This is a genomic window from Enterococcus infantis, assembly GCF_049166715.1.
GTDB lineage: Bacteria > Bacillota > Bacilli > Lactobacillales > Enterococcaceae > Enterococcus_C > Enterococcus_C leclercqii.
In genome coordinates this window covers 270993-294642 of record NZ_JBMHFB010000002.1, presented here as the reverse complement: position 1 = coordinate 294642, position 23650 = coordinate 270993, and the positions used below count along the sequence as shown (strand labels likewise).

Below are 23650 nucleotides of genomic sequence, written 5' to 3'. Positions count from 1 at the left end.
GTTTCCGAACTTACTTTCCGAACTTACTGTAATGGAATGTATAAATCAACTTCACTTTCCGGATGGTCATACCCTAGAAAACGTTGATCATAAACTTCAAAATCCTCTTTATCTGCCAACTTCTCGTCTGTTGTCAAAAACCAAGTCCCCCAAATATACTCAAAGGTTTTGGGTAACATCCGCAACGTTCCTCGGTGAGTAAAAACGGCATAGCGGCCACTAGGAATAACCTTTGCAACAAATTCTGCCGGCAACCCTTCAAAAGAAGTCACTTCTACCCCGGCGACTTCAGTAAACAATACGTCTTCATGCATAGTATATAGAGTATTTTCATGGCAAGCTTCACAGATGCCGAATCCTCGCCCATTAAAAACACGATGAGGAATCTGTGTATAACAGGCGTTGGCTCGATCCCAAAGCTGACGCAGACGATTGTCCTTCAATGTAGTTTCTCCTCTGAGTCCCGCAACTCTGATTGATGCCAGCTCCACAATTCTGGGACGAACAGTCACATTAGCTGTTAGGTGATCCAACAAGCCGTTGTCCAGTCTTTCCTTAGCACCCACAAAAGTCGACAGTTGATTCTTCCGATAGTCTCGGGGACTCGCTTGATAAACTTGCTTAAAAGCGCGACTGAAGGCTTCGGCTGATTCAAAACCGGCGGTCAGTGCAATCGTAATTACCTTGTCTTGACTGTGCAACAATTTTTGGGCAGCCTCAGCTAAGCGCCTTTTTTTGATATAGCTCCCCACACTTTCCCCCAGGATTGCAGAAAACTGGCGCGTCAAATGATAGTAGGAATAGCCCGCCGCCTGTGCGACTTCTTCCACTGTAATTGCTTCAGTCAAATGGTTCTCAATGTAGCTGATTGCTTGTTCCAATGCTCGGCGGTAATCCATTCCTCTTCCCCCTTTTATCCAACATGAGGCGCTGACGATTGTTGCCAGTCAAAGGTTCCCCGAGGGGCTTTTTGCGGGTAAATCTTAATTTTTCCAATTGCTGTTTCTAGCGGCTGACCAATATCGTAACGCCGCCAACCATTTGCAGCTTCACCACCCCAAAGAAGTTGAACTATCCCTTCTGCCGGTGAAAAAATCATACTTTTGGTTGTTCCAAAAAATTCATCGAAGAAGGGACAACAAAGACCGTCGGGATATTTTGCCAACAGCATTTCTTCTAGTTTGCTGCAAGAGATATTCATTTGCCCCGTCAACTGTGCTTCAATAAATTGGTACCTGACATCTGAATGTTGCATCCGCTGTGGTTCAATGCGACTAAGTTTCGGCAGGACTGCATGATTTGTAGCAAAGAGCACCTGCTGCTCAGAAGATGCATCAATAATTTTTACTTCTCGGTTCCCATCCAACGTTTCAAACAATGCTGCCTGACCTGATTTGTCCACAAGCATCAAGTTAAGGTTGTAGGCAATAGGCATTTCTTCTAAATAGTCTAACGCTTCCGTGACATTTCGACAGTTTTCCAATACTCCCCGAATCACTGCCCAAAACTGCAGCCCTTTTAACTTTGGCCCACGCATATAGCTATCGGCCCCCACGGGAAACCCACAAGAGCTCATGGTGACCGCCAGTCCCTGCTCGTTGAAACCGTCATCGCGCCCAAAATGAAGAACACTGGTGCCCATATGTGTATAGCGCCCATTCACCGCTGTCTTGATCAAGCAGAAATCTTCAGTCCGGTGACTAAACTCATAGTTTCGGGCTAAAAGGGGTAGTCCGTTCTCACTGATTTTTGGTAAAACCGCAATCTGGCTACATCGGGGAATCAAATATGTCATGCTGTAAAAAAGTAAATTCTCTGAAGGTATCTGTAGCGCATCTGCACAACCGGTTAATTCTTCATTTAAACCAGGACACCAGCGATTAAAAAGTGCAATCGCCTCTTTTGTCTCTTGTCGACTGAAGTTTGGTCGTTTTTTGGTTTGCAATGCCAAAAGTGACGGTATTTTACTAATTTGCTTGCCATATTGGTAACCAATTTCATAGCTGCTTCCTGCTAGATCCATCGTATAGGTAGTTAGCCGTTCCATGCTGTCTTTCCCTCCTTCTGATAGAATAATTCATACCTTATCTTACTATCAGTTTAACAAGGGACAACGCCGACTACATGATATTTTCTGCGGTTTTCGTAAATTATCGAGTCGTTTTTCCCAGCAGCTTAAACCCATCAAATCTCGTCAGCAATGATTTGCTCCCAGGTGAGCCAATCTTCTTTTAGCAGGCCATATATGAAAGTATCCTGCCAAAGGGGGGTCCCTGCATCATCAAAGAAAAAGTAGATATTTTTTCGCAAGTGTCCTTCCCGATAAAACCCGCTGCGCTCTAGAAGACGCCAAGAGGCTATGTTCTCAGGGTTGCACTCTGCAAACACCCGCTGCGCTTTTTCTTCAGAAAAGACCCATCTCAACAATATCTGAACCGCTTCAGTTCCATATCCTTTTTTCTGATAGGTGCGGTTAAACACATAGCCCAGTTCCCAGTTTTGATGACTCTGCGGAGCTAGGTAGACATTGCCAATTAGTTTGCCGGTAGTTTTCAAGCAAACAGCATAAAACTCTGCTGATGATTCCCGCAAACAAGCCGCTTGTTTACATTGCTTTTTGGTTTGGACTGGGTAGGGCTCATACTTCACTACCTCTTCGTCAGACAACATTTCGTAAAGATCCTGCCAATCTGTTTTACGAAACGATCGAATCAACAGTCGCTCAGATACCAATGAGGCCATTATCCTTCTCCTTTTTTAGTCAAAATAATAAAATACCCAGACAACTTTTCTAAAATATTATCCAATCGCTGTTTCTTTTAGCGTTCAGAAAACTTGGGTCTGTCAAAAGATTATTTCTTTGCGGCCTTTTCAGCGACTTCCCATGAAAAAATCCCCAGAAAGCTCTTGCTCTTAGGCATTGGTGGAACTTCTAATGCCGCCACTTGAATCTCACTGCGGTATTCAGTGTGGACTTGAACTTCCAACAAAAATGTCAACCAGTCATCAAACTGTGGTTCCGGATTGCTTTCCCCTAAAACCTCTAAATCTGCTATGAAGATTGGAATGTGATAGGCTTTTAGCCACTGGCTGATTGTCGGTGAAAGCCCATTGATTCCCGGAAACAAAACCACGCCATCGATGCGCCGAGCGATTTTTGGCAAATCTTCGGTCAACTCTTCTTGCCGACCAAACAAAAGTCGTAAATCAAAATCTGCTTCCGGCTCCTGATACAAGACAGGAATCGAGAAGCGCTGCTTTATCGTTCGAATATCCCAACGACTCAAATAATCGGAAAACTCCCCCATTAGACGACTAGTCGAAGCCTGACCTAAAATGAGCAGTTCCATATTCTTGTCCCGACCTTTAGAGGCCTTTTTATAGCCCGATTGAGCGGCTCGTTCTTCATCTAAAATAATCAGTTCATCCAAAAGCTGGGGATACGCTTTAGAAGCCTCCATATTGCCAAAAATCCGCATCGGAATGTCTCTTACCAAAGTCGGATAAGGGGCTAACAGCTGTCGAAGTGCCGGTGTCATAAATCTGACTTGCGGCGCAATATAGACGACATCAAAGAGATTGCCAAATTCAAAGGCTGTATACTCACGAATTTCACCGGCACCACCATACGCAAAGACCAAATCATAGGCACCACTGTAAGCTGCCGCATGTTTGGCAATGCTTTGGACATCGGCAAAAGCCGCCCGCAAATTTTCGTCATGCTGCTGAATTTCTTTGACCATTCGCTGGCAGAACATACTGGATGTCCCACCACCGGCACATCCTACATAAATAAACACAAGGCTTCATCTCTCTTCTTACTTGTTACCGGAACTACCGGAAGGTGAAAAGCGCGCTATAAATCCTTTGCCGAGGTCAGAATATTGTAGTTACTTAAAAGAGACCCTTCATCAGATTAACGCACTCCAACGCTTTGGCTACAAGATCTTGCTACGCTTAATTTGATTTAGCTGGGCTGTGACGCAGTTTTTTTTAAACGAAATTCATAGTAAGTGACGTCGTTATAGGTATAGGAGAACTCCTCCAACGTGATAAAACCGAATTTTTCGTAGAGTTGCTGCGCTACCCCATTACTGATAGAAACACTGGTGTACAGTGGTACGGATCCATATTTAGCATAAAAATAATTCAGAAAAAGTTGCAGGGCCTGCTTGCCGTAGCCTTTGCCTTGATGCTTTTTGTCAATCATAAAACAGCTCATGCTCCATCCCGGCAATTCGCTGTCAAAATCATAGAGTAAAAAACCAACCATCGTTTCCTCGTCGTAAATCCCCAAAGGAAACAACTCTGGCTCATAGGCAGCTTGCACTAGTGAATAGGCATTGGGCGCGACAAATTTCTGCTGTTCCGGTGCTGTTGCTAGTTGCAGACAAGACTCATAGTTTTCTCGGTCAATGGCTTTTAGTGTGATTGTCAACTGGTTCACGGTCCTTTCGGTTGGCTTGCAGCCTTTTTTCATGAATGTAGCGAAAAAGGACAGCTCGCGCGCTTGGCTTTCCTCCATTCTAGATAACCGAGACAGCGGTGTCAAAGAAAGAACTACAATGAGCTTTTCAAAAATTTGACAATCTGGATTAATCCGACTTTGATGTTGCCACGATAAAAAACGGCCCTGCCTTTTAGCGGCAAGGTCGTTTTATTAGCACTATTTTCACGCCAAGTGATGCAAAGAGTCCCTCTTGTGTACCAATCAATCGAAGTTGAGGTCCTCATCCGTAATAAGACCCCGCAAAACGATATTGGTATCCCCAATCAAGTTGAGCGCTGTTCCTTTAACTTCGACTTCCAATAAGCCACCAGGAACTGCTAAAGGAATCGGGCCGTCAGTCGGATCCACCAGAGAACGCTGCGCCAAAACATAGGCTACGGAACCGGAACCGGTCCCGCAAGCCAGGGTAAAATCTTCCACGCCTCGTTCAAAAGTCCGGACTAAAATGGGCGCACCTGGTTGCTCCGGTAGCGCAAAGAAATTCACGTTAGCTCCTTTTTCAAGTAACGACCACCAGCGAAACGCCGTTGCCACTTCCCGCAGCTCCTCTGTGGTTTTTTGAAGAAGATTTGGACAACTCACCACCAAATGAGGGATTGCGGGATCTCCCAAATCTACATGGTCTGCAAAATCAATACCAGTGGTGGCAACGCTGGCTCCTTTTTTATCCGTCAACGCTTCAAGCGGCAAATTTTTCTGATAGGCAGAAGGCGGATTCAGACGCACTTTGTAGCGCCGTTCTCCTAGCCGCCAAGCGGGGACCGGGCCAGCCATTGTATCAATAACCATCGCCGCCCCCGCAATTTTCTGTTCATATGCATAACGAGCCAAGCAACGGGCGCCATTGCCACACATTTCTGCTTCACTGCCATCAGCATTGAAAAAGCGCATACGCAGATTGGCTTGTGCCGAGACTGGTGCTTCAACAACCATCAAGGCATCCCCGCCGACAGAAATTTTTCGTTGACAAACTCTGCGAGCAATCTGTTGGAGCTGTGTTTTCGTGTAGTTGGTCCTGCGATTATCCATCACAATGAAGTCATTGCCGGCTCCTTGCATTTTAAAGAAGGCCAGTTCCATCTGCCCTCACATCCCTTCTGGTAAGCACTCATTTTGAAGCATTTGTTCGTAGCTTTGGCGTCTGACAATCAGTTGATCAACCCCATCTTTGACCATCACTACTGCTGGAATCGGTAGTTTATTGTAGTTGGACGCCATCGAATAGCCATAAGCGCCAGTCGCAAAGGTCACAAAGATATCTCCTGCTTCAACCGGTGCTGTCGCCAGATTCTTCACGAGAATATCCGTACTTTCACAGGCTTTTCCGGAAATCGTCACAACCTCTGTTAAGGACTGATCGGCTTTGTTGGCAATCAGTCCCGTATAATCGGCCTGATAAAGCCCGGGGCGAATGTTATCCGTCATACCACCATCAATCGAAGCGTAAGTCCGAATCCCTGGCAATTCCTTAATACTGCCGATGGTGTGCAGGCTGATACCGGCTTCAGCAACAATGCTGCGGCCGGGTTCAATCACGATTGTGGGACGTTTCAGATTATTTGCAGTACAAAACGCTTCTGTCAATGCCATCAAAGGTTCTAAAAAATAGGCATAGGGCTGTCGCACATCCCCTTCTACGTATTTCACTCCAAAGCCGCCGCCGTAATTTAGTTCCCGGATCTCGAAGTCATAGCGTTCTTTGACAGCGAGCGCCAGATGCAAGGCTACTTTTGCAGCTGCCAGATGGGTACTATTGTCTGCCAGTTGGCTTCCAATGTGAAAATGAAAGCCAAGAAAATCGGCGAATGGTGAGGCTATCGCTGCTTCAATCTGGGGGAAAAGAATTTCCGGATTTAAAGGGATACCGAATTTGGAATCCTTTTGGCCTGTAGAAATAAAATCGTGGGTATCTGCTTTAATCTCCGGGGTAATTCGAAATAAGATTTGCGTTTTTTTGCCAACTGCCTGACAGATGTCTTCAATCAGCCTCAGTTCTTGCAGTCCATCCACGATGATCCGCCCAACACCATATTCGATGGCCATTGTCAATTCTTCACGAGATTTGTTGTTGCCGTTAAATTCGATATGCTCCCCGGGAAAATCGGCTTTGATGGCCGTGTACAACTCACCGCCAGACACCACATCCAGAGCAAGACCTTCTCTTGCCATCAAGCGACACATCGCCAGCGTTGAGAAAGCCTTACTGGCATAAGCTGCCCGCACGTTGTCATATTTATCTAGAAAATCCCGATGCAACTCGTCGGTTCGCGCTAAGATAGCATTTTCTGAAAGTACATACAGAGGGGTTCCATATTTTTCAGCCAGTGCCACAGTATCACAACCGTCCCAATACAAATGGCCGTTTTCGATTGTTTGAATCGTCATCTCAATCGCTCCTTTTTTGATGGTACCTGTTTAGTTTTCATTTATTCGCTGCAAAAGCTCTCGGTAACACTGGATTCCCCCCAACAGATCAGCTTCATCAAATTGCAGTTTTCCGCTGTGAAGAGGATGAACCCAATCTTTTTTCTCATTGCGAATTCCCACAAAGAAAAATAGTCCCGGAACCACTTGTTGATACATGGAAAAATCTTCTGCCAACAAATACGGTGGGGTCTCTTCATAACTAGCACCGGCAATATCTGCCAGCATAGCCGCAAGTTGTGGGTCATTGTCCACGACCCGATACATGTGGTTAAATACGACCTCTGCTTCACAGCCGTATCCGGCAGCCACTCCCGCAGCAATTTCTTCGATCCTCTTCACCAACGTTTCATAGACCGCATCAGAAAAGGCCCGCATCGTTCCTTCTATCGTCACCTGACCAGGAATGATATTCATGGCTTCTCCGCCGTAAATCTTACCGAATGTCAAAACCGCTGCATCCAATGGCGACAGATTTCGGGCAACGATTGTATGAAGTGCCTGAACGACGCCGCTCATGGCTAAGATGGCATCTTGCCCTTGCTGAGGCTGCGCCCCGTGGGCACTCACCCCACGAATAGTGATGGTGACTTCGCCATTTCTTGCCATCATTGCTCCTGGCCGACAAGCAATCACACCAGAAGGAAACTCCGGAAATACATGGAGACCGATAATCTGCTCCACTCCAAGGTCGGTTAAAACACCAGCATCAATCAATAATTGCGCTCCACCGGGGCCTTCTTCAGCTGGTTGAAACAATAAGACAACCCGGCCACAAACTGTTTCAGGATGTTCGATTAAAAATTTGGCAAAACCAAGCAAGGTTGCCATATGCCCATCATGCCCACAGGCGTGCATTTTTCCTGAATGGCGAGAAGCAAAGTCTGCCCCCGTCATTTCAGTCACCGGCAGTCCGTCGATATCTGTGCGGTAGGCGATTGTTTTTCCCGGTTGGCTCCCTTCCAGTACTACTACTAGTCCAGTCGTCAGCGGCTGTCGAATATCGGTAAATCCCAGTTGTTCCAATTCTCGCTTTAAATATGCTGTTGTGGCGAATTCTTCCAGGCCCAACTCTGGAATCTGATGCAGTTCTCTGCGCCACCGAATCACCTCCGGCAGGTATCCTCGGATTGTTTCTTCGATTTCCATACTGCCGCCTCCTGTGAAAAAATTGTGTTTTTTTTCGTTAAATGGTGATATTTCATCCTATTATATTGTATAATCCATGTAATATCGAGATTTTTTGTAAAAAAAATCATTTTCAGAATAGTTTTCAAATTTATTGATGAAAATTTGCAGGCGCTGCTGATGCATCGGCGGCACTGAGCAAACATGGCTGGCGTTGTCTTTTACGAAACCTAGTCAGTAGAAAAAGAAAGGTTGGGTTACAATGGGGATTTTCACAGGGGCGGGCGTGGCGTTGGTCACACCGATGAATGCAGACGGGTCCGTCAATTTTGAACAACTGAAAGCATTAGTGGAATGGCATGTGCAACAAGGTACCGACGCCATCATCGCTTGCGGTACGACAGGAGAAGCATCAACACTAAAAGATGAAGAACACATCGCCGTTATCGAAGCCGTGGTCAAACAAGTTGCTGGCCGAATTCCCGTTATCGGCGGGACTGGCTCTAACGATACTCAGCACGGAATCCACCTGTCTGTGGAAGCCGAACGTGTGGGGGCCGATGCACTTTTAGTGGTGACTCCTTATTACAACAAAGCCACAAATAAAAGTCTGATCAAACACTACGAAGCCATCTGTGAGAAAGTTTCGCTGCCGGTGATTCTCTACTCGATTGCCGGCCGTACTGGGCTGAACTTAACACCGGCTATGGTGGCCCGCCTCAAGGAGATTCCCAATGTCCAAGGAATTAAAGAAGCCAGTGGCAATATTTCTCAGATTGTTGAAGTCTGCAAATTGGCGGATGAAAACTTCCAAGTTTATTCTGGCAATGACGACCAAGTCTTGCCGCTTTTATCAGTAGGCGGCAGCGGGGTAATTTCAACCATTGCCAACCTGTTACCGGCAGAAACCTCTAAAATGGTCCATGATTACCTTGAGGGAAACTGGGAGGCAGCTAAAAAGACGCAGTTGGCGCAACTGCCATTAATTCAAGCGATTTTCAAAGAAGTCAACCCAGTACCGGTTAAAGCGGCGGTTTCCTTATTGGGCAAATGTGACATGAACTACCGCCTTCCGCTGGACACACCTGAAGAAGATACGTTAGACTTGTTGAAACAGGAAATGACGGCATACGGTCTGTTGTAATTTTGGAAAACACAAACTCTTTGCAGCAGACGGAACTCGCTGCCGAGCATGCACGCGCCCGGCCGATCCGCCTGCTGTTTTTTTGATAATGAAACGGAGGAATTTACATGAAAAAAATCATTTTAAGCGGCGTTCACGGTCGGATGGGTCAGGTTTTACAAGCCCAGATTGCTATTGATCCGCAGTTGACAGTGGTTGCAGGAATTGATCAGCATCCAGAAATTCCGGCAGATTTTCCAGTTTATGCCACAGCTGCCGAAATCACAGAAGAGGCGGATGTCGTGATTGATTTCTCCCATCATTCCGTTGTACCTGCGCTGATTAATGCCTGCGTGGATCGGGAACTGCCACTGGTTGTAGCTACTACCGGTTTGGATACCGACACCAAAGCGATGTTACAAGTAGCCGCAAAAATTATCCCCGTCTTTGTCTCGGCTAATATGTCAGTGGGCATCAATGTGTTGATCAAAGCGTTGCAATCTGTAAGCCCGGCATTAGAAGCCGACTTCAACATAGAAATCATCGAAAAACACCACAATCAGAAAAAAGATGCCCCCAGTGGTACTGCATTGCTCTTGGCTGATGCTATCAACGATTCTCTGCTCCAGCCGAAAACCTACATTTATGGCCGTCACGGTCTGGAATTAGAAAATCCGCTGAATGAGATGGGCATCCATGCGGTACGCGGAGGCACGATTCCAGGTGAGCATACCGTGCTGTTTGCTGGTCCGGATGAAATCATCGAGCTCAAGCATACCGCATTGTCTCGAGATATTTTTGCTAACGGCGCATTGAAAGCTGGCGTCTTTTTAGCAGATCAAGCTGCCGGCCTGTACGACATGCAAGACCTGCTCAATCAAAGCTGACTCAGGTCTTAATCTAACCTGATCTAAATCTTGAAAATGGGAGTGATCCACATGGAAATTTCTGATCCTTATGAACTAGCCCGCTACATCAAAAATGCTGAAAAAACGACCCCCATCAAAGCCTATTTGCAAGGAGATCTTAGTGAAGCAATACCAGTAGCCAACGTCAAACTTTTTGGTACCGGCACCTTTTGGTTTGTCGTCGGTGACCAAAAACCGGTGCAATCTTTTCTGGAAATCAACGGGGCACTAATCAGTGAAAGTTACCTGGAAAATGATCGCCGCAATTCAGCCATTCCATTGTTGGATTTCACCACCGTCGATGCCCGCATCGAGCCTGGCGCTTTTATTCGTGACCAGGCAGTAATTGGTAAACATGCGGTCATCATGATGGGAGCGATTATCAATATCGGTGCCGTCGTTGGTGAAGGCTCCATGATCGACATGGGCGCCGTTCTCGGGGCTCGAGCCACCGTCGGCAAAAAAGCTCATATTGGTGCCGGCGCTGTCTTGGCTGGCGTCCTCGAGCCGCCATCAGCTGCTCCGGTCATCGTGGAAGACGACGTCCTGATTGGGGCCAATGCCGTGGTGTTAGAAGGGGTGCGAGTCGGTCAGGGAGCGGTGGTCGCTGCGGGTTCCGTCGTCACCGAAAATGTTCCAGCTGGCGCAGTTGTCGCCGGCTCCCCTGCCAAAATCATCAAAATGAAAGACGAAAAAACCGCCGCTAAAACCGAATTTTTGGATGATTTACGAGGATGACTCAGGCTTTTTAATAAAAAATCTGATTTACCGGAAAAAAAGCAGCAGTCGCTACCGCAAAACGGTGCAACTGCTGCTTTTTTAGCAGGGTGGCCTAAATAACGGCTGCCTTTTAAAAATAAGAGCTTTTTAATTTACTTTGATTTAAAACCTTCTAGCTGCAAAATCAGCAGCAGTTCATCATAGAAGTGCCCTTCAACCAATAGTCCAGCCGGTTCCCTTCCATAGACTACAAATCCCATTTTTTCGTACAAGGCTTTTGCTGAAAAATTTTCTGTATTGACTGCAACATGAACCTGTCGCAGACCTGTTTGTCCGGTAGCTTCTGCTAGTAAAAACAAAAATAGTTTAGTCGCAATCCCCTGTCCACGAAGCTTCGGATGCACATACACTCCACGAATATGGCCTTTGTGCGCTGTTTTACGATTTGTTTCCCGAAAAAAACGCATGACTCCCAACAGTGTTTCCTGCTCATCAAACCAACCGATAGCAAAACTGCCGGCTGATTCTTTAATACTTTCGACTACCCGCTGTTTCGTATAGCTTTCTTCTACGATGGGATCGGCACCAAAGGCCATCGGTGCTTCTCTAAGACCGTAAAGCCGCAATGCTTGATACTTTTCCCAGTCAGACTCAGTTAATTTTCTGATCATTTCTTGCGCCCCTCTGTATTCATCGAATGAACAGCCGCTGATTAGTCCAGCACTCCCCCACCGATTTTCATTAATTATAGCCGGTAACAGATCCCTGGCGGTAGCCAAAGCCGCTGATTTCGATAGGATTGTCCCCCTCACAAAAAGGTAGCCGTTTTTCCAACAATTCTGCCAACTCATCTGAACCTGCAAGATAATCTGACAACCGACGGGCTGTAGTTTTCAAACGATGGGCAGTGCCGGCGTAGCGATGCTCCAATTCTTCCCAGCCAAAAGTCTTGTAGGTGGCAGACCAAATTTTTTCGTGGACAAAGCAGAGGCGCTCTACTTTTTCTGCTAAATTAGTGAGCGCCGTGATCATCTGAAGGAGCTGGTTTTGATCTTCTGCCAAACGGGCTGCCCTCAATCGCAAGCCCAGTTCAGCCTTGTCCGCTAAAACTTCTGCCAGCAACTGATAGCGTTGACGAATTAATTCCATGAAAGGACTAGTCTGTGAGGTGCTGGTTTCATGGATCGCTGTTTGCCCTTTCTTAACAGAATTTTGGTCACTTGCTGCCGTCAATTTCTCAGCCAATTTTCGATAGTAAGCTCCCAAAGTTTGTGGTGCTTGTTCATTGTGAGCCGCAACATGCCAATCATAGATTCCTGTCAGCGGATCTTGCCACAACAATAGCTTACTGATGTTTGTCATGTTCGGGTTCCCGGCAGTTACATTATCCACTTCATCGAAAGCATTAAGCTCCGTCAACAGTTGGCCCGCGCCGGCACCCAACAAATTGTCAAGAATCGTTTCTACAGTTCCACTTTTTTGATTGGCATAAACACCTTCAGCAAACGCCACTGCGCCTGGCAGGGCATGCCAGTGCTCTGTTTCCTGGCCGTCATCTCCCCAGGTGGTGAGCATCACCTTTTTAATCTGCTGTTTACGAGCTGCCGCCAATGCCGCAGCAATGATTCTCTGGGTTTTTCCGTGATTTGGAGCGATTCGATTCCAAATATGCGTGCCACTCGCCAGAACATAGTGTTCCCGATCACAAAATGCCAAGTGCTTTTGGATCACCAGCTCATATTCAGCCACTGATTCTGAACCGTAATCCCAATGAACATAGGTCAACCCCTGAGGCAACCGGCTCATTTCCTGAGGATCCATTTGGGCCAAGGGGTTATAATAGCGGTCAGCCTTGGTTTTATCCAAGAGCTTGTATATAAAATCGCTCCAAATTTCAGCTTTCAATTGATGCTTCACTGACAAGTCCAATACCCGTTTCATATGCTCTAACATCAGAGTGACACGATCTTTGTAACCATGTAGTGCCAAATAACGGCCCAGTCCGGCCTGGTAAGCTTCATCCATTCCCAGATGAATCCGGTTTGTCTGGTACATGTCTTTGCAGGCGGCCAACATTTGATCAATGGCTTCATACGTTGCCTCTTCTCCGATTAACATCGTATTGGCATCATCTTTTAGAGCTTCACTTGCCGGCCACTTCAGAAACTGAGTCAAGTGAGCCAATGTCTGGATTGCCGGTACCACTTCCATTCCAAAATCAGCAGCAAAGCTTGTGATTTCCTTGATTTCATCAGCGGTGTAGGCCCCTCGTAAATATCCCAAATAAGGTAGACCAGGTACTTGATAGGTATCTTCCGTATAAAGATACAGGGTGTTATATCCCAAAAGTGCCAGCCTTGCAATAAATTCCTTGACGACAGCGACTTTCATCACTCCGTTGCGAGAGGCATCCAATGAAAAACTGGTTTCCACAATAGAAGTTCGTTCCTCATAACGACCTTCTTTGGACTGCGCCAATCGTGGCAAGCCGATAAATACGGCCCGATAGAAAAGAAATTCCGACGACAACTGAATTTTCGTGACCCCTGCTTCTGTAGTAATCAAAATCCGCTGCTCAACTGGCAACAGCGTTTCATTCTGAAACAAACTAACTTCCACAGTACCCAAAGCCGGCAGTTGAATTCCCAAATTTTTGATATAGGCCAAGTTGCGAGCCTGACTTGCTGTTAAATGCATAATGCCCTCCATCTCAGAAAATCTGCAGTAAGAGCTGACTCTTTAGACAGACTCAGCTGTTTGCTAATTCCTCATGTATTAATTATTTGCCCATCCTAGGCCTAGACATGCCAAACTATAACCGGCTCTTTTGTTCTATCTTTTCTCCGCTAACAACTACAGATTGTCCATCAAAAGCTGAGAAAATCAGAAGAATCTCGATCCGTTCTTTCCCAAGCTGTGCTAATCATTCATTTCAGTGAAGTTCACACCTCTTTTTTAAACCGTAATAAAAGCCGCAGAAACTAGTACTATTGCCCGGAGCCATTGTACTACTCCATGACCAAGCCGACCACCTCAAGTGAGATCGCCGGCTCTATGAATCACTTCTTATTGCTGAACTTTTTTATAAAAAGCCGCGCTAATACAAGGAGTATCTCGCGGTCGCAAAGCCATTACCGTTTTCCTAATACTTCTTCTAAAACGGTGATTTTCCCCAAATCTTTGTGGTTGTTGCGATCTTGGCGGTAGCTGTCTTCAAGCGATGACTGATAAAGCTGTAAAAACTGCTGCTGTGTGGGTAGATAAAAATGAGCGCCGGTATCGACTTTTTCCGGCAACTCTGCCAAAGGAATGCCCGCAAATCCCGGTAAGGTCTCGATCACGCCAAAACCAATCTTGACCTTATCTCTGATGAATTTATGTTCATGAAGATCTTCCAAACGATACCCAAGCTTCGCCATGAGGGCAACGATAGCCTCCCACTGCTGAATCATTTCTTCTGCAGAAACCTCATCGAAGCCCCGAGGATCTCCCGGCACCAAAATGTCGATGTCATCTGGATAAAAATCAACGCCGGTAACCTGCTCCACCCCTAACGATCCAGATAACAATGGGATAATCCCCTGCTGATTCAATGTTTTGGCCACCTCTAAAAACTCATGATACAACTCAAAATCCATAACTACCTCCATTATTTTTTCTATGTAGGAAAGACAGCCGCTACCGTTACCAGCTGCTGCCCTTTTTTGTCATTTTCTTAACGATAGGCGGTCGCTCGTTTATCAGTGGCAAAGCAATGGAACCATTGGAAAACAGCACTATTTTACCTGAGACACAACGACAGAATCAGAACTAAACCAGCTTTTTACTAATCCTTATTTTGTGCTGTTTCTAAACTCACGACACGCTGCTTGAATTTCACCATAAATTTCGGCAACTTCCTCCAGATCACGGGCATTCGCCCCGGAAGCCAGCGGATGACCACCACCATGGTGACGTTTGGCAATTTCGTTAATCACCGGACCTTTAGAGCGCAGACGTACCCGATAGTAGCCCTCTGGTTGCCAAACAAAAATTGCCCAAGCTAAGAGAACATCGATGGTTCCTGGCAACGAAACTAGATGTGAGGTCTCTGAGTCTGCCACCCCGTACTCCTCCAGCAATTCTTTTGGCAAAATCACTTTGGCTGCGCCGTTTTCATCAGCTTCGATGTTTTGGTACAGGTAGCCGGAAAGTCGTGCCACCTTCATAGAAATCTGCTGCAGCTGTCGATTTAATTTGGCAGCGTCAAATCCATAAGACAATAGCCGACCGGAAAGCTCCAATGTCTGAGCTGTAGTAGCTGGGTACAAGAAACGTCCAGTATCACCAACAATACCGGCGTAAAGCAGTCGTGCCGCTTCTTTTGACATCGCTAAATCATCTGGGAAAGAAAATGCAAAATCAGCGATAATTTCACTACAGCTGGAAGCTTTGGTGTTTACCCACACGATATCCCCATAAGGTTCGTCGTTAGGATGATGGTCAATTTTGATTAGCATGGCTCCCCGTGTAAAACGGTCATCAGAAACCCGAGGGGCATTCGCAGTGTCTGTCACAATCACCAACGCACCTTCGTATTTTTCGTCAGCAACCTCATCCATCACTGCCAAATAATCCAGTCCTTCCACTGGTCCGCCAGCTTGGTAAATTTCCTTTTCCGGGAAACTGGCCCGCAAAACTTCTGCCAAACCTACTTGGGAGCCGATGGCATCGGGATCTGGCCGCATGTGGCGATGAATGATGATTCGGTCATATTTTTTGATTGCTTCTAAAATCTCTTGTCGAATACTGCTCATACTTAATTGCCTCTTTTCAAATATTTGCTTAGCTTGTAAAAACAACTGTCGAAAAAATTTACTGTTTACGACTGTTGCACTTGATTACGAACTTTTCGTCAGACTGTGGGAAAATCAAGGCCGCTCCAACACTTGGCAAACCACGATTGCTTTTGCTACCAACGTATTTTCGATATAAATCTCGATATCCAATTTACCGGAACGACGACCCAGCTCAAGAATCCGGGGACGAATCACCAGTTGGCTTTCCAACTGAATCAAACGGAAATAATACAAGTTCACCTGCTCGATCCAAGTGTTGCGACGTTGGTTGAGATACAAGGTTCGTTTTGCGGCATTGGCGACGACTTCGTTCAATACGCCAAATGCAATCGTCCCCACTTCATTGACCATCTGTGGAGAAACTGTGAAGACGAATTCCGGCATTTCTTTTTTACGACCCTCTGCATCGTGATCAATCATTTGGATTTCTCCGGTAATCTGATCGCTGATGGTATCGGACATCTGAGTCTGCCGCTGTACCAGCTGCATCGCCTTCATAACGTCTTGACGAGACACCAGCCCTACCAAACTCAAATCATCAGAAACTACCGGCATCACTTCCAGGCCGTCCCAAATCATCTGATGACTGACAGAAGCTACACTCATCTCCCGTTTGACGAAGTTGGGATCTTTGGTCATGACTCGTTCAATCAATGTCTTATCGGGTTTTTCCAGCACATCTTTTGCAGTCACAATTCCCACTAAGCGCATGCTCCGATTGACGACTGGGAAACGGGAATGGCTGGATTTTTCAGCAAGTTTTTTGTATTCCTTGACAGTTTCTTGGCTGTTGAGGTACAAGGTCTTCTCAAGGGGCACATAAATATCTGAAACCAGCATGATGTCTTTTTTGATCAGCTGATCAGACAAGGCTCGGTTAATCATAGTAGCCACCGTGAAAGTATCATAGGTGGTGCTTAAAACCGGCATCTCCACTTTATCTGCCAGTTGGGCAATTTCTTCAGAAGTGCCGAAGCCCCCGGTAATCAACACCGCCGCACCGTCTTCCAATGCGAGACGATGGACTTCTTCTCGGTTACCGACAATCATCAAAGAGCCGGGGGTAATATACCGTTCCATAGCTTCTTCTTTCATCGCACCGATGACAAACTTGTTCAAAACTTTGTTCAGTCCAGCAGCGCCCCCCAGGACTTCCCCTTCGATGATTTGAACCACTTCACCGAACGTCAGACGTTCAATATGTTTTTTTAATTTTCGTTCGATTCGGATAGTTCCTACCCGTTGAATTGTGGAAACCAGACCGATGTTTTCTGCGTCTTTGATGGCCCGGTATGCCGTGCCTTCACTAACGCTCAGCGCTTTGGCAATTCCGCGCACCGAGATACGGTCGCCGATAGGTAGGCTTTCAATATGATTTAAAATAAGGTCGTGTTTCGTAGCCAACTGCTTCAACTCTTTTCTCTTATATAGATGGTTGGCAAGTCCAGCATTGAAAAGCTGCTTCAACGCCAGACGCCGCAATGGAGGGGATCACTACAAGATGATTATAGAATCAATGTTTCCCCGGGGAGCATAATCTGCCCGACTCCTGGAGGCAACAAATCCAGAAATTGGTGAGGATCTTGCTGAATCACGGGAAAGGTATTGTAATGGATTGGCACGACCTTTTTAGCCTGTACGCTAGTCGCAGCCATTGCCGCTTCTGCAGGTCCCATCGTGAAATTGTCGCCGATAGGTAACAAAGCCAGGTCAATAGCAAATGCTTCGCCCAGCAATTCCATATCACGAAAATAAGCAGTATCACCGGCATGGTAAATTGTCTTTCCGTCGATTTCCAGAATCAAGCCCGCAGGTTCGCCCATATAAAGCATCTTCCCGCCGACTTCCAAACCGGAACTATGCAGAGCCGGAACCAATTTGACCCGACCAAAGGGAAAGTCAAAGCTCCCGCCAAGATTCATGCCATGAGTCTTTTGAACACCCCAAGATTCCGCATAGTGACAGATTTCTACCATCCCGATAACTGTCGCCGACTCTCTTCTGGCAATCGCCACCATGTCGCCAATATGATCTGAATGTCCGTGAGTGAGCAAGATATAATCGGCACCCACATCATCAGCCGAGATATCGGCTTTGGGGTTACCACTAAAGAAAGGATCGATAACTATCCGCGTACCAGTTGCAGTAACAATTGAGACGGCTGAGTGCCCGTGATAGGTGACTTCCATAATCATTGCCCTCCGTTTTTAAATTTTTAATTGACAGGAAAAACAGCTTTACGCTTCCGCCAGCTCCTGTTACTGTCGGGTAATGTAACAGATTTATTATAACAGATAAAACAGAATTTGCGGACAGGAAAACGCTTTTTCTACTTGCGGCAGTGAATCAGAAACCGCTGACAAGTTGTCTTGGTTGACTTATTTAAACCAAAGAAATAAACTACAGCCATCATTCGTTTAAAAATATAAACCAAAAGAGGCAAACTTATATGACACAAACTATGAAAGCCGCGGTAATCTCTGCTTATAAGCAAGAATTCCCCGAAATCGTTGACCTGCCGCGTCCTGCTCTACAAGCTGGTAATGTGCTGATTCAAGTGGCGGCAGCCTCTATTAATCCCATCGACCTAAAAACCAAAGACGGTGGCTTAAAAATGTTGCTTCACTATGATTTTCCGCTGATCTTAGGCAGCGATTTTGCCGGTACTGTAACTGCCATCGGTCCAGCGGTAACTCGTTTTAAAGTTGGTGATCGTGTCTATGGTCGCGTTCAAAAAAATCGGATTGGTACCTTCGCTGAATATTTAGCCGCAGCACAAACAGACCTCGCTTTAATTCCAGACATGCTTTCCTTCACGGAAGCTGCAGCATTACCTTTAGTAAGCCTTACCAGCTACCAGGCGTTGCAAGAAATCATGCAGATTAAGCCCGGTGAGAAAGTTTTGATTCAAGGCGGTTCTGGTGGAATCGGTACTGTCGCAATTCAGATTGCAAAAGCACTGGGGGCGTTTGTCGCCGCCACGACTAGCAGCCACAACTTTCAATTAGTAAAAGAGTTAGGCGCAGATTTCGTGATTGATTATCGCCAACAGGATTTTTCTGAGGTAATAACAGATTATGATTATGTTTTCGACACACAAGGCGGCAAAATTTTAGAAAAAGCATTTACCATCGTCAAACCCGGTGGCAAAGTCGTCAGCATCACCGGCTTGCCCAACCACCGTTTTGCAAAAGCATACGGATTGTCCCCCTGGAAAATCGGAGCGCTCCGGCTAGCCAGCCATCGTTTAAGCCGCTTGGAAAAGGATACCGGTGTTGGTTATGAATTTCTATTTATGAGACCTGACGGCGACCAGCTGACTCAGCTGGGGGAAATGATCACAGCCGGCAAGCTGCGGCCAGTGATCGACCGTGTCTTGCCCTTTACGAAAATCAAGGAGGCCTTTACCTATTCTGGTTCTGGAGGCGCTCGCGGCAAAATCCTTCTGCAAATGATTCCTGACTAAGAAAATAGACATGTTGCTCCCAAAATAGCGTGATTTGACGCATCCAACAAAAGTAAGCCAGCTAATCTTGTAGCATCTTCATTGAGTCTCGCTACCCTCTGACATGATTTTCATCACATGCTGCAAAAGTGTCATCAGCTTTTTTAACTCCGTCGTGTCATGGTTAAAATAATAGTAATTTTTCGTACCGACACTATGGTAATCCACTAATTTTGCATCCCTCAGAATCTTCAAATGGTGAGATACCGCCGGACGTGATAACTTGGTAGCCTCCGTCAGCTCTGTCACCCGTAGACCCTCACAGGATCCTTTTTCCAGTAAGGTTAAAATAATCGCCTGGCGTTTTTCATCTCCCAAAGCTACTAAGAAATCAGCGGCATCAATAAATTCTCCTTGCAACTTTTTAAAATCTGCCATCGTCGCATCTCCGTCCATATTTTTAAACCATTTAATCACCCGCTGCCTGACTTGTCAAAGAAAAGGTCAAACAGGAAATGTCTGGCTTCTATTAGACTGCTGTCTACGTTGCTCCCTTAAGAGACAACAAACCACCGTCTCTCTGTCATTTGCAGAAAGTGCGGTGGTTTGTTGTTGGTTTGTTATCAAAACTCCGGAGTTTCTTGGAGAGTTTCTCCTGGAGAATGGAACCTCTTTTACTGATTTAAACAGAGCTGCTCTGCTCTGTGCACCCTCTCAAAACAGTTTTTGCAAAGCCGGTCCTTCGAGGTCACTTGCTCTCTGCCTTTTAGACAAGCTGTTCGTCGTACTATTGGGGAATTGATCAAAGCTCGATACCCAGATATTTCGCAATTTGTTCGACGTCTTTGTCCCCACGGCCAGAAATAGTGATCAGCACGATTTGGTCCTTGTCCATTTGTGGGACACGTTTGACTGCTTCGGCTACCGCATGGGAGCTCTCGATAGCAGGGATGATTCCTTCTGCTTTTGAAAGAGTCAAAAAGCCTTGAACCGCTTCTTCATCGGTGATTGGCACATATTCTGCACGGCCGCTTTTCTTCAGGTAGGCATGCTCAGGCCCGACCCCTGGGTAATCCAAACCAGCAGAGATAGAATAAACCGGTGCCACATTACCGGCATCGTCAAACATCCCATAAGTGTTCATGCCGTCCAATACCCCAATCGTCCCCATAGTCATAGTAGCCGCATGACGGTCTGTATCAATGCCTTCACCGGCAGCTTCGGCACCTACCAACTGCACATCTTTTTCATCAATATAATCTGCAAAAGAGCCGATTGCATTGGAGCCACCGCCGACGCAAGCAATTACCATATTCGGCAACCGCCCTTCCTTTTCAAAAATCTGGCGCTTGGATTCTTCACTGATGACCTTTTGAAAATCTTTTACCATCATAGGATAAGGATAGGGACCTACAGCAGAGCCCAAGATATAAAAGGTATCCTCGAGATTTTCCACGAAATCGGCGAAAGTCGCATCCACTGCATCCTTTAGTGTTTGCGTTCCTTGCGTCACTGGATAAACTTTCGCGCCTAGCATTTCCATCCGAAAAACATTCAGCTTCTGGCGCTCCACATCTTCTGCTCCCATATAAACGACACATTCAAACCCAAAACGGGCAGCCGCGGCAGCTGTTGCCACACCATGTTGACCGGCACCAGTCTCCGCAATCATTCGTGTCTTACCCATTCGTTTTGCCAACAGCATCTGCCCCAAAACATTGTTCAGCTTATGAGCCCCCAAGTGATTCAAGTCTTCTCGTTTCAGATAAATTTTTGCGCCGCCTAGCTGCTTTGTAAGTTTTTCCGCATAATACAAGGGTGTTTCCCGCCCTGAATATTCTTTTAGCAAGGACCGATATTCCGCTTGAAAAGCTGGGTCGTGTTTTGCTTCTTCATAAGCCACCGCGACTTCATCCAATGCTTGCTTGACCTCCGGCGACACGAATTGTCCCCCAAATTCTCCATAAAAACCCTGCATTTCTTTGATTTTCTCCATGATTGATTCCCCCGTTTTAGTTTTGTTTTTTACTGGATTGAATACTCATTACTTAATGGCTCGACGCAGCAACAGTCTCTCTTCTCCAAAACGACTACCGGAATCTAGAATCAAAAAGGACCGGCAGGCTTTTCAGCGCTCCGGTCCTGGAAAATCGTTATCGACCGGCATAGATGACTTTCGCGTACGCCAAAGCTGCATCTATGCCCATGCATACACGCAACTTCAACTATGCCAGTTACACCAGTATGTAAAAGTTTGACGTGCATTCATGTGTGTTTCCCCATTTCTTTAAGAAGTTGTTTCAAAGTATAGCAAGATAAATTCTGAATTGCAAGAATATTTTTTAATTTGTTTGATAAAAAACTAATCGAATTTTTCTAATATAATGACCACCTTGTGCTAACATCTATAAAAAAACAAACAACTAACTATCACTTTGCGGAGAATTCTTGATTTTCTCAACTTGACCACTCTTGATAGATGCTTCTAATAAAAGAGTAAAGGTCATGTCTTCAATGGCTTCATCGATACTGTAAAAACTTTCTCCGGTCTCACAAAATTGCGCCATTGCCAGCATGACTTCTGCCGTTGCGATATCGTCGTCAGAAAATGGCAAATCTGAAAAAGGATTTTTATAAAGCCATTCACCCTGGAATTGAATGCCTTTTAGACCGCTCCCTTCCATATTTTCATTGATGCCTCGCTGAATTCGCCAGAGTTTGTCGTATGAAGGTATACCCGGTTCGGATACATATCGAATCTCTTCATTATTGATTTCGCCTTTATCACCTCTGATGGACAAATGTGAAAAGCGCGTATAGCTGCGGTGCTGATCTCCTTCAAAATCATAAATGCCCACAGCACCTTTTTCAAAAGTGGCAATACCAATCGTACGTGCCTCTGTGACCAGGTTTTTTCCATCAGTATCTTGATCTCGCAAAAAGCCACTTCTCGAGTCGACCGTAAAACGATTGCCTTGAACTGAAAGTAGTTTCCCAGGATTTTGCAAGTAAGCTTTTAGCAAGCTAAAAGCATGGTAATTATTAGTCAAAGATACTTGAGCTGATTGTGGAACGCCGATTACTCCTTTACGGATTAATTGTAACTGTGCTTTTTGCAACGGTCTCATCGCATATTGCTCGGCTATTTGAGTGTATTGGCGGCTTTTAGGATGTCGACTGATCATTTCCAGTTGTGACCCATTGATACCTAATGGAGTCTCCACCAAAAGTGGCAGTTCCAAAGATAATAATTCAAGGAGCTTTTCTGCTTGAACATTCATGTTGATACACAGCAGAATGAAATCCGGACTTCCAGTTGTCAATGCCTCCGAAATATCTGAAACACATACTACGCCCAACTCATGATATAGACGCTTTTTTTCGGGATTTCGTGTGACAACAGCCTGTACAAGAAAGTCTTTTTTCAAATGAGCAAGAATCCTCAAATAATTTTCTACACGCCAACCGCTCCCTACGATAACAATCTTTTTTTGACTCATTTGTTGCTATCCTCCTTCATATATTGCCGAAAACCTTCACAATACTCCTCATTTTGTAAAGGTAGATGGATCCATTTCCGTTGCCAACTTGATAACCAAGCTCCATGAATTAACATTAATGCTCTGAGATTTACTGCAACTGGTACTTGAGATTGTTGTGAACCTCGAGCAGCTAATTCAAAATTACGAATCAGCTCATGGCGATTTTTTTCCCATTGCTTCGGTTCATCAAACGTTTCAGTAAAAGTCTCCCCTGAAATCAATTGGCAGGTTAGCCGATTGCCCACTACCTCTAAGCGCCCATTTTCTCCAACAAGCTCCACAGACTCTTTTCCCAGAGGCTCAGCGAAACTGGTCATAAAGGTTCCCGTCAAACCATTCGGATACCGCAAAATAAGAAAAGCTTCATCATCGACTTCAATGTTACGATATTTCCCAAAAGAGATGCTGCTAACCAGCTCATTAGGAGAACCAAATAAAAAATCGAGTAAATCAATTTGATGGACAGCTTGGTTCAAAAGTATGCCCCCACCATCTTGCACCCAAGTCCCACTCCAACTTCCCTCAAGAAAATAGGCGGCATCTCGGTAATACTGTGGATTGTTCCATTGAAATCGTTGAAGTCTACCCAATGTCCCCGATAATTCTTTCATTCTTTTCACCAGAGGATCAAATCGCGATTGAAACATCACTTCGCAAATTAGCCCACAGCTTTCACTCAGGTTGGTCAGTTCCATAATCTCATCTTCCGAAATTGCTGCTGGTTTTTCCACTAAGACATGTTTATTTTTTAATAGGGCCTCCTTGGCCATAGCAAAGTGAAACCGATTCGGCGTTGCAATTAAGACACCCTCCACCAACGGATCCTGCAGCACCCCTTGAAAAGTTACAAACACCTTCAGTTCAGGCCATTTCCCAATAATGTTCGCAGCTTTTTGAGAATTACCGGTCTGTACTCCGTAAATTCGAACATTTTCTAAAGGTTCTTCCATCAATTCGTTGACATAGCGCTGTCCCATATTACCATAACCAATGATTACCAATCGCATACCTA

The 23650-nt window shown here is 45.7% G+C and carries 22 protein-coding genes; 4 read left to right on the top strand and 18 right to left on the bottom strand.

Annotated elements, in window-relative coordinates; genetic code table 11:
• Positions 1-23 precede the first annotated feature (23 nt).
• The 8 genes from ACOMA8_RS03930 to ACOMA8_RS03895 form a co-directional block, all read right to left on the bottom strand.
• The gene (locus tag ACOMA8_RS03930) at positions 24-899 is read right to left on the bottom strand and encodes an AraC family transcriptional regulator (protein ID WP_421368697.1); all 876 of its coding nucleotides are present in this window, start codon (positions 897-899) and stop codon (positions 24-26) included.
• 14 nt (positions 900-913) lie between these two features.
• Positions 914-2047, bottom strand: a complete 1134-nt coding sequence (locus ACOMA8_RS03925) for a C45 family autoproteolytic acyltransferase/hydrolase (RefSeq protein ID WP_421368694.1) — start codon at positions 2045-2047, stop codon at positions 914-916.
• Positions 2048-2184: 137 nt separating this feature from the next.
• Positions 2185-2742, bottom strand: a complete 558-nt coding sequence (locus tag ACOMA8_RS03920) for a GNAT family N-acetyltransferase (RefSeq protein ID WP_421368691.1) — start codon at positions 2740-2742, stop codon at positions 2185-2187.
• A 110-nt stretch (positions 2743-2852) separates the two neighbouring features.
• Positions 2853-3800 carry a PTS sugar transporter subunit IIB gene (locus ACOMA8_RS03915; RefSeq protein WP_421368688.1) on the bottom strand — a complete coding sequence of 316 codons (948 nt, stop codon included), beginning with the start codon at positions 3798-3800 and terminating at the stop codon, positions 2853-2855.
• A gap of 167 nt (positions 3801-3967) precedes the next feature.
• On the bottom strand, positions 3968-4438 hold the full coding sequence (locus ACOMA8_RS03910; RefSeq protein ID WP_421368686.1) for a GNAT family N-acetyltransferase: 471 nt from the start codon (positions 4436-4438) through the stop codon (positions 3968-3970).
• Positions 4439-4711: 273 nt separating this feature from the next.
• On the bottom strand, positions 4712-5590 hold the full coding sequence (gene dapF / locus ACOMA8_RS03905) for a diaminopimelate epimerase (protein ID WP_161899924.1): 879 nt from the start codon (positions 5588-5590) through the stop codon (positions 4712-4714).
• Positions 5591-5596: 6 nt separating this feature from the next.
• Complete coding sequence (gene lysA, locus ACOMA8_RS03900) at positions 5597-6895, bottom strand: diaminopimelate decarboxylase (RefSeq protein WP_421368684.1); 1299 nt, start codon at positions 6893-6895, stop codon at positions 5597-5599.
• A 30-nt stretch (positions 6896-6925) separates the two neighbouring features.
• Positions 6926-8083: a M20 metallopeptidase family protein gene (locus tag ACOMA8_RS03895; RefSeq protein ID WP_421368682.1), complete on the bottom strand. Its 1158-nt coding sequence runs from the start codon at positions 8081-8083 to the stop codon at positions 6926-6928.
• 241 nt (positions 8084-8324) lie between these two features.
• Here ACOMA8_RS03895 and dapA point away from each other — a divergent pair, with 241 nt between their 5' ends.
• The 3 genes from dapA (at position 8325) to dapD (ending at position 10831) form a co-directional block, all read left to right on the top strand.
• The gene (dapA, locus tag ACOMA8_RS03890; RefSeq protein ID WP_161899927.1) at positions 8325-9206 is read left to right on the top strand and encodes a 4-hydroxy-tetrahydrodipicolinate synthase; all 882 of its coding nucleotides are present in this window, start codon (positions 8325-8327) and stop codon (positions 9204-9206) included.
• Between the two features lie 107 nt (positions 9207-9313).
• A complete protein-coding gene (gene dapB, locus ACOMA8_RS03885) occupies positions 9314-10072 on the top strand; it encodes a 4-hydroxy-tetrahydrodipicolinate reductase (protein ID WP_421368679.1) in 759 nt (252 codons plus the stop codon).
• Positions 10073-10114: 42 nt separating this feature from the next.
• Complete coding sequence (gene dapD / locus ACOMA8_RS03880) at positions 10115-10831, top strand: 2,3,4,5-tetrahydropyridine-2,6-dicarboxylate N-acetyltransferase (protein WP_421368745.1); 717 nt, start codon at positions 10115-10117, stop codon at positions 10829-10831.
• A 134-nt stretch (positions 10832-10965) separates the two neighbouring features.
• Here the strand turns inward: dapD and ACOMA8_RS03875 are convergent, their stop codons facing one another.
• From ACOMA8_RS03875 to ACOMA8_RS03850, 6 genes are all read right to left on the bottom strand, one after another.
• A complete protein-coding gene (locus tag ACOMA8_RS03875) occupies positions 10966-11484 on the bottom strand; it encodes a GNAT family N-acetyltransferase (RefSeq protein WP_421368677.1) in 519 nt (172 codons plus the stop codon).
• Between the two features lie 70 nt (positions 11485-11554).
• Entirely contained in the window at positions 11555-13510 is a 1956-nt protein-coding gene (locus ACOMA8_RS03870) for a beta-N-acetylhexosaminidase (RefSeq protein WP_421368675.1), read from the bottom strand.
• 434 nt (positions 13511-13944) lie between these two features.
• Positions 13945-14451 (bottom strand): nucleotidyltransferase family protein, encoded by a 507-nt coding sequence (locus ACOMA8_RS03865; protein WP_161899931.1) that lies wholly within the window; start codon positions 14449-14451, stop codon positions 13945-13947.
• A 195-nt stretch (positions 14452-14646) separates the two neighbouring features.
• Entirely contained in the window at positions 14647-15609 is a 963-nt protein-coding gene (locus ACOMA8_RS03860; RefSeq protein WP_421368673.1) for a DHH family phosphoesterase, read from the bottom strand.
• A gap of 114 nt (positions 15610-15723) precedes the next feature.
• The gene (locus ACOMA8_RS03855) at positions 15724-17055 is read right to left on the bottom strand and encodes a DRTGG domain-containing protein (protein WP_161899933.1); all 1332 of its coding nucleotides are present in this window, start codon (positions 17053-17055) and stop codon (positions 15724-15726) included.
• A gap of 101 nt (positions 17056-17156) precedes the next feature.
• Positions 17157-17840, bottom strand: coding sequence for a metal-dependent hydrolase (locus tag ACOMA8_RS03850; RefSeq protein ID WP_421368671.1), 684 nt, complete (start codon positions 17838-17840; stop codon positions 17157-17159).
• A gap of 260 nt (positions 17841-18100) precedes the next feature.
• Between ACOMA8_RS03850 and ACOMA8_RS03845 the strand changes: the two genes are divergently transcribed.
• Positions 18101-19117, top strand: coding sequence for an NADP-dependent oxidoreductase (locus tag ACOMA8_RS03845; protein ID WP_421368669.1), 1017 nt, complete (start codon positions 18101-18103; stop codon positions 19115-19117).
• 78 nt (positions 19118-19195) lie between these two features.
• On the opposite strand, the gene ACOMA8_RS03840 is transcribed toward ACOMA8_RS03845, so the two are convergent.
• From ACOMA8_RS03840 to ACOMA8_RS03825, 4 genes are all read right to left on the bottom strand, one after another.
• A complete protein-coding gene (locus ACOMA8_RS03840; RefSeq protein ID WP_421368667.1) occupies positions 19196-19534 on the bottom strand; it encodes an ArsR/SmtB family transcription factor in 339 nt (112 codons plus the stop codon).
• Between the two features lie 364 nt (positions 19535-19898).
• On the bottom strand, positions 19899-21092 hold the full coding sequence (gene trpB / locus ACOMA8_RS03835; protein WP_421368665.1) for a tryptophan synthase subunit beta: 1194 nt from the start codon (positions 21090-21092) through the stop codon (positions 19899-19901).
• Between the two features lie 427 nt (positions 21093-21519).
• On the bottom strand, positions 21520-22596 hold the full coding sequence (locus ACOMA8_RS03830; RefSeq protein WP_161899937.1) for a Gfo/Idh/MocA family oxidoreductase: 1077 nt from the start codon (positions 22594-22596) through the stop codon (positions 21520-21522).
• Positions 22593-23645, bottom strand: coding sequence for a Gfo/Idh/MocA family protein (locus ACOMA8_RS03825; protein WP_421368662.1), 1053 nt, complete (start codon positions 23643-23645; stop codon positions 22593-22595). The genes ACOMA8_RS03830 and ACOMA8_RS03825 overlap by 4 nt, the downstream gene beginning before the upstream one ends.
• Between the last annotated feature and the right edge of the window lie 5 nt (positions 23646-23650).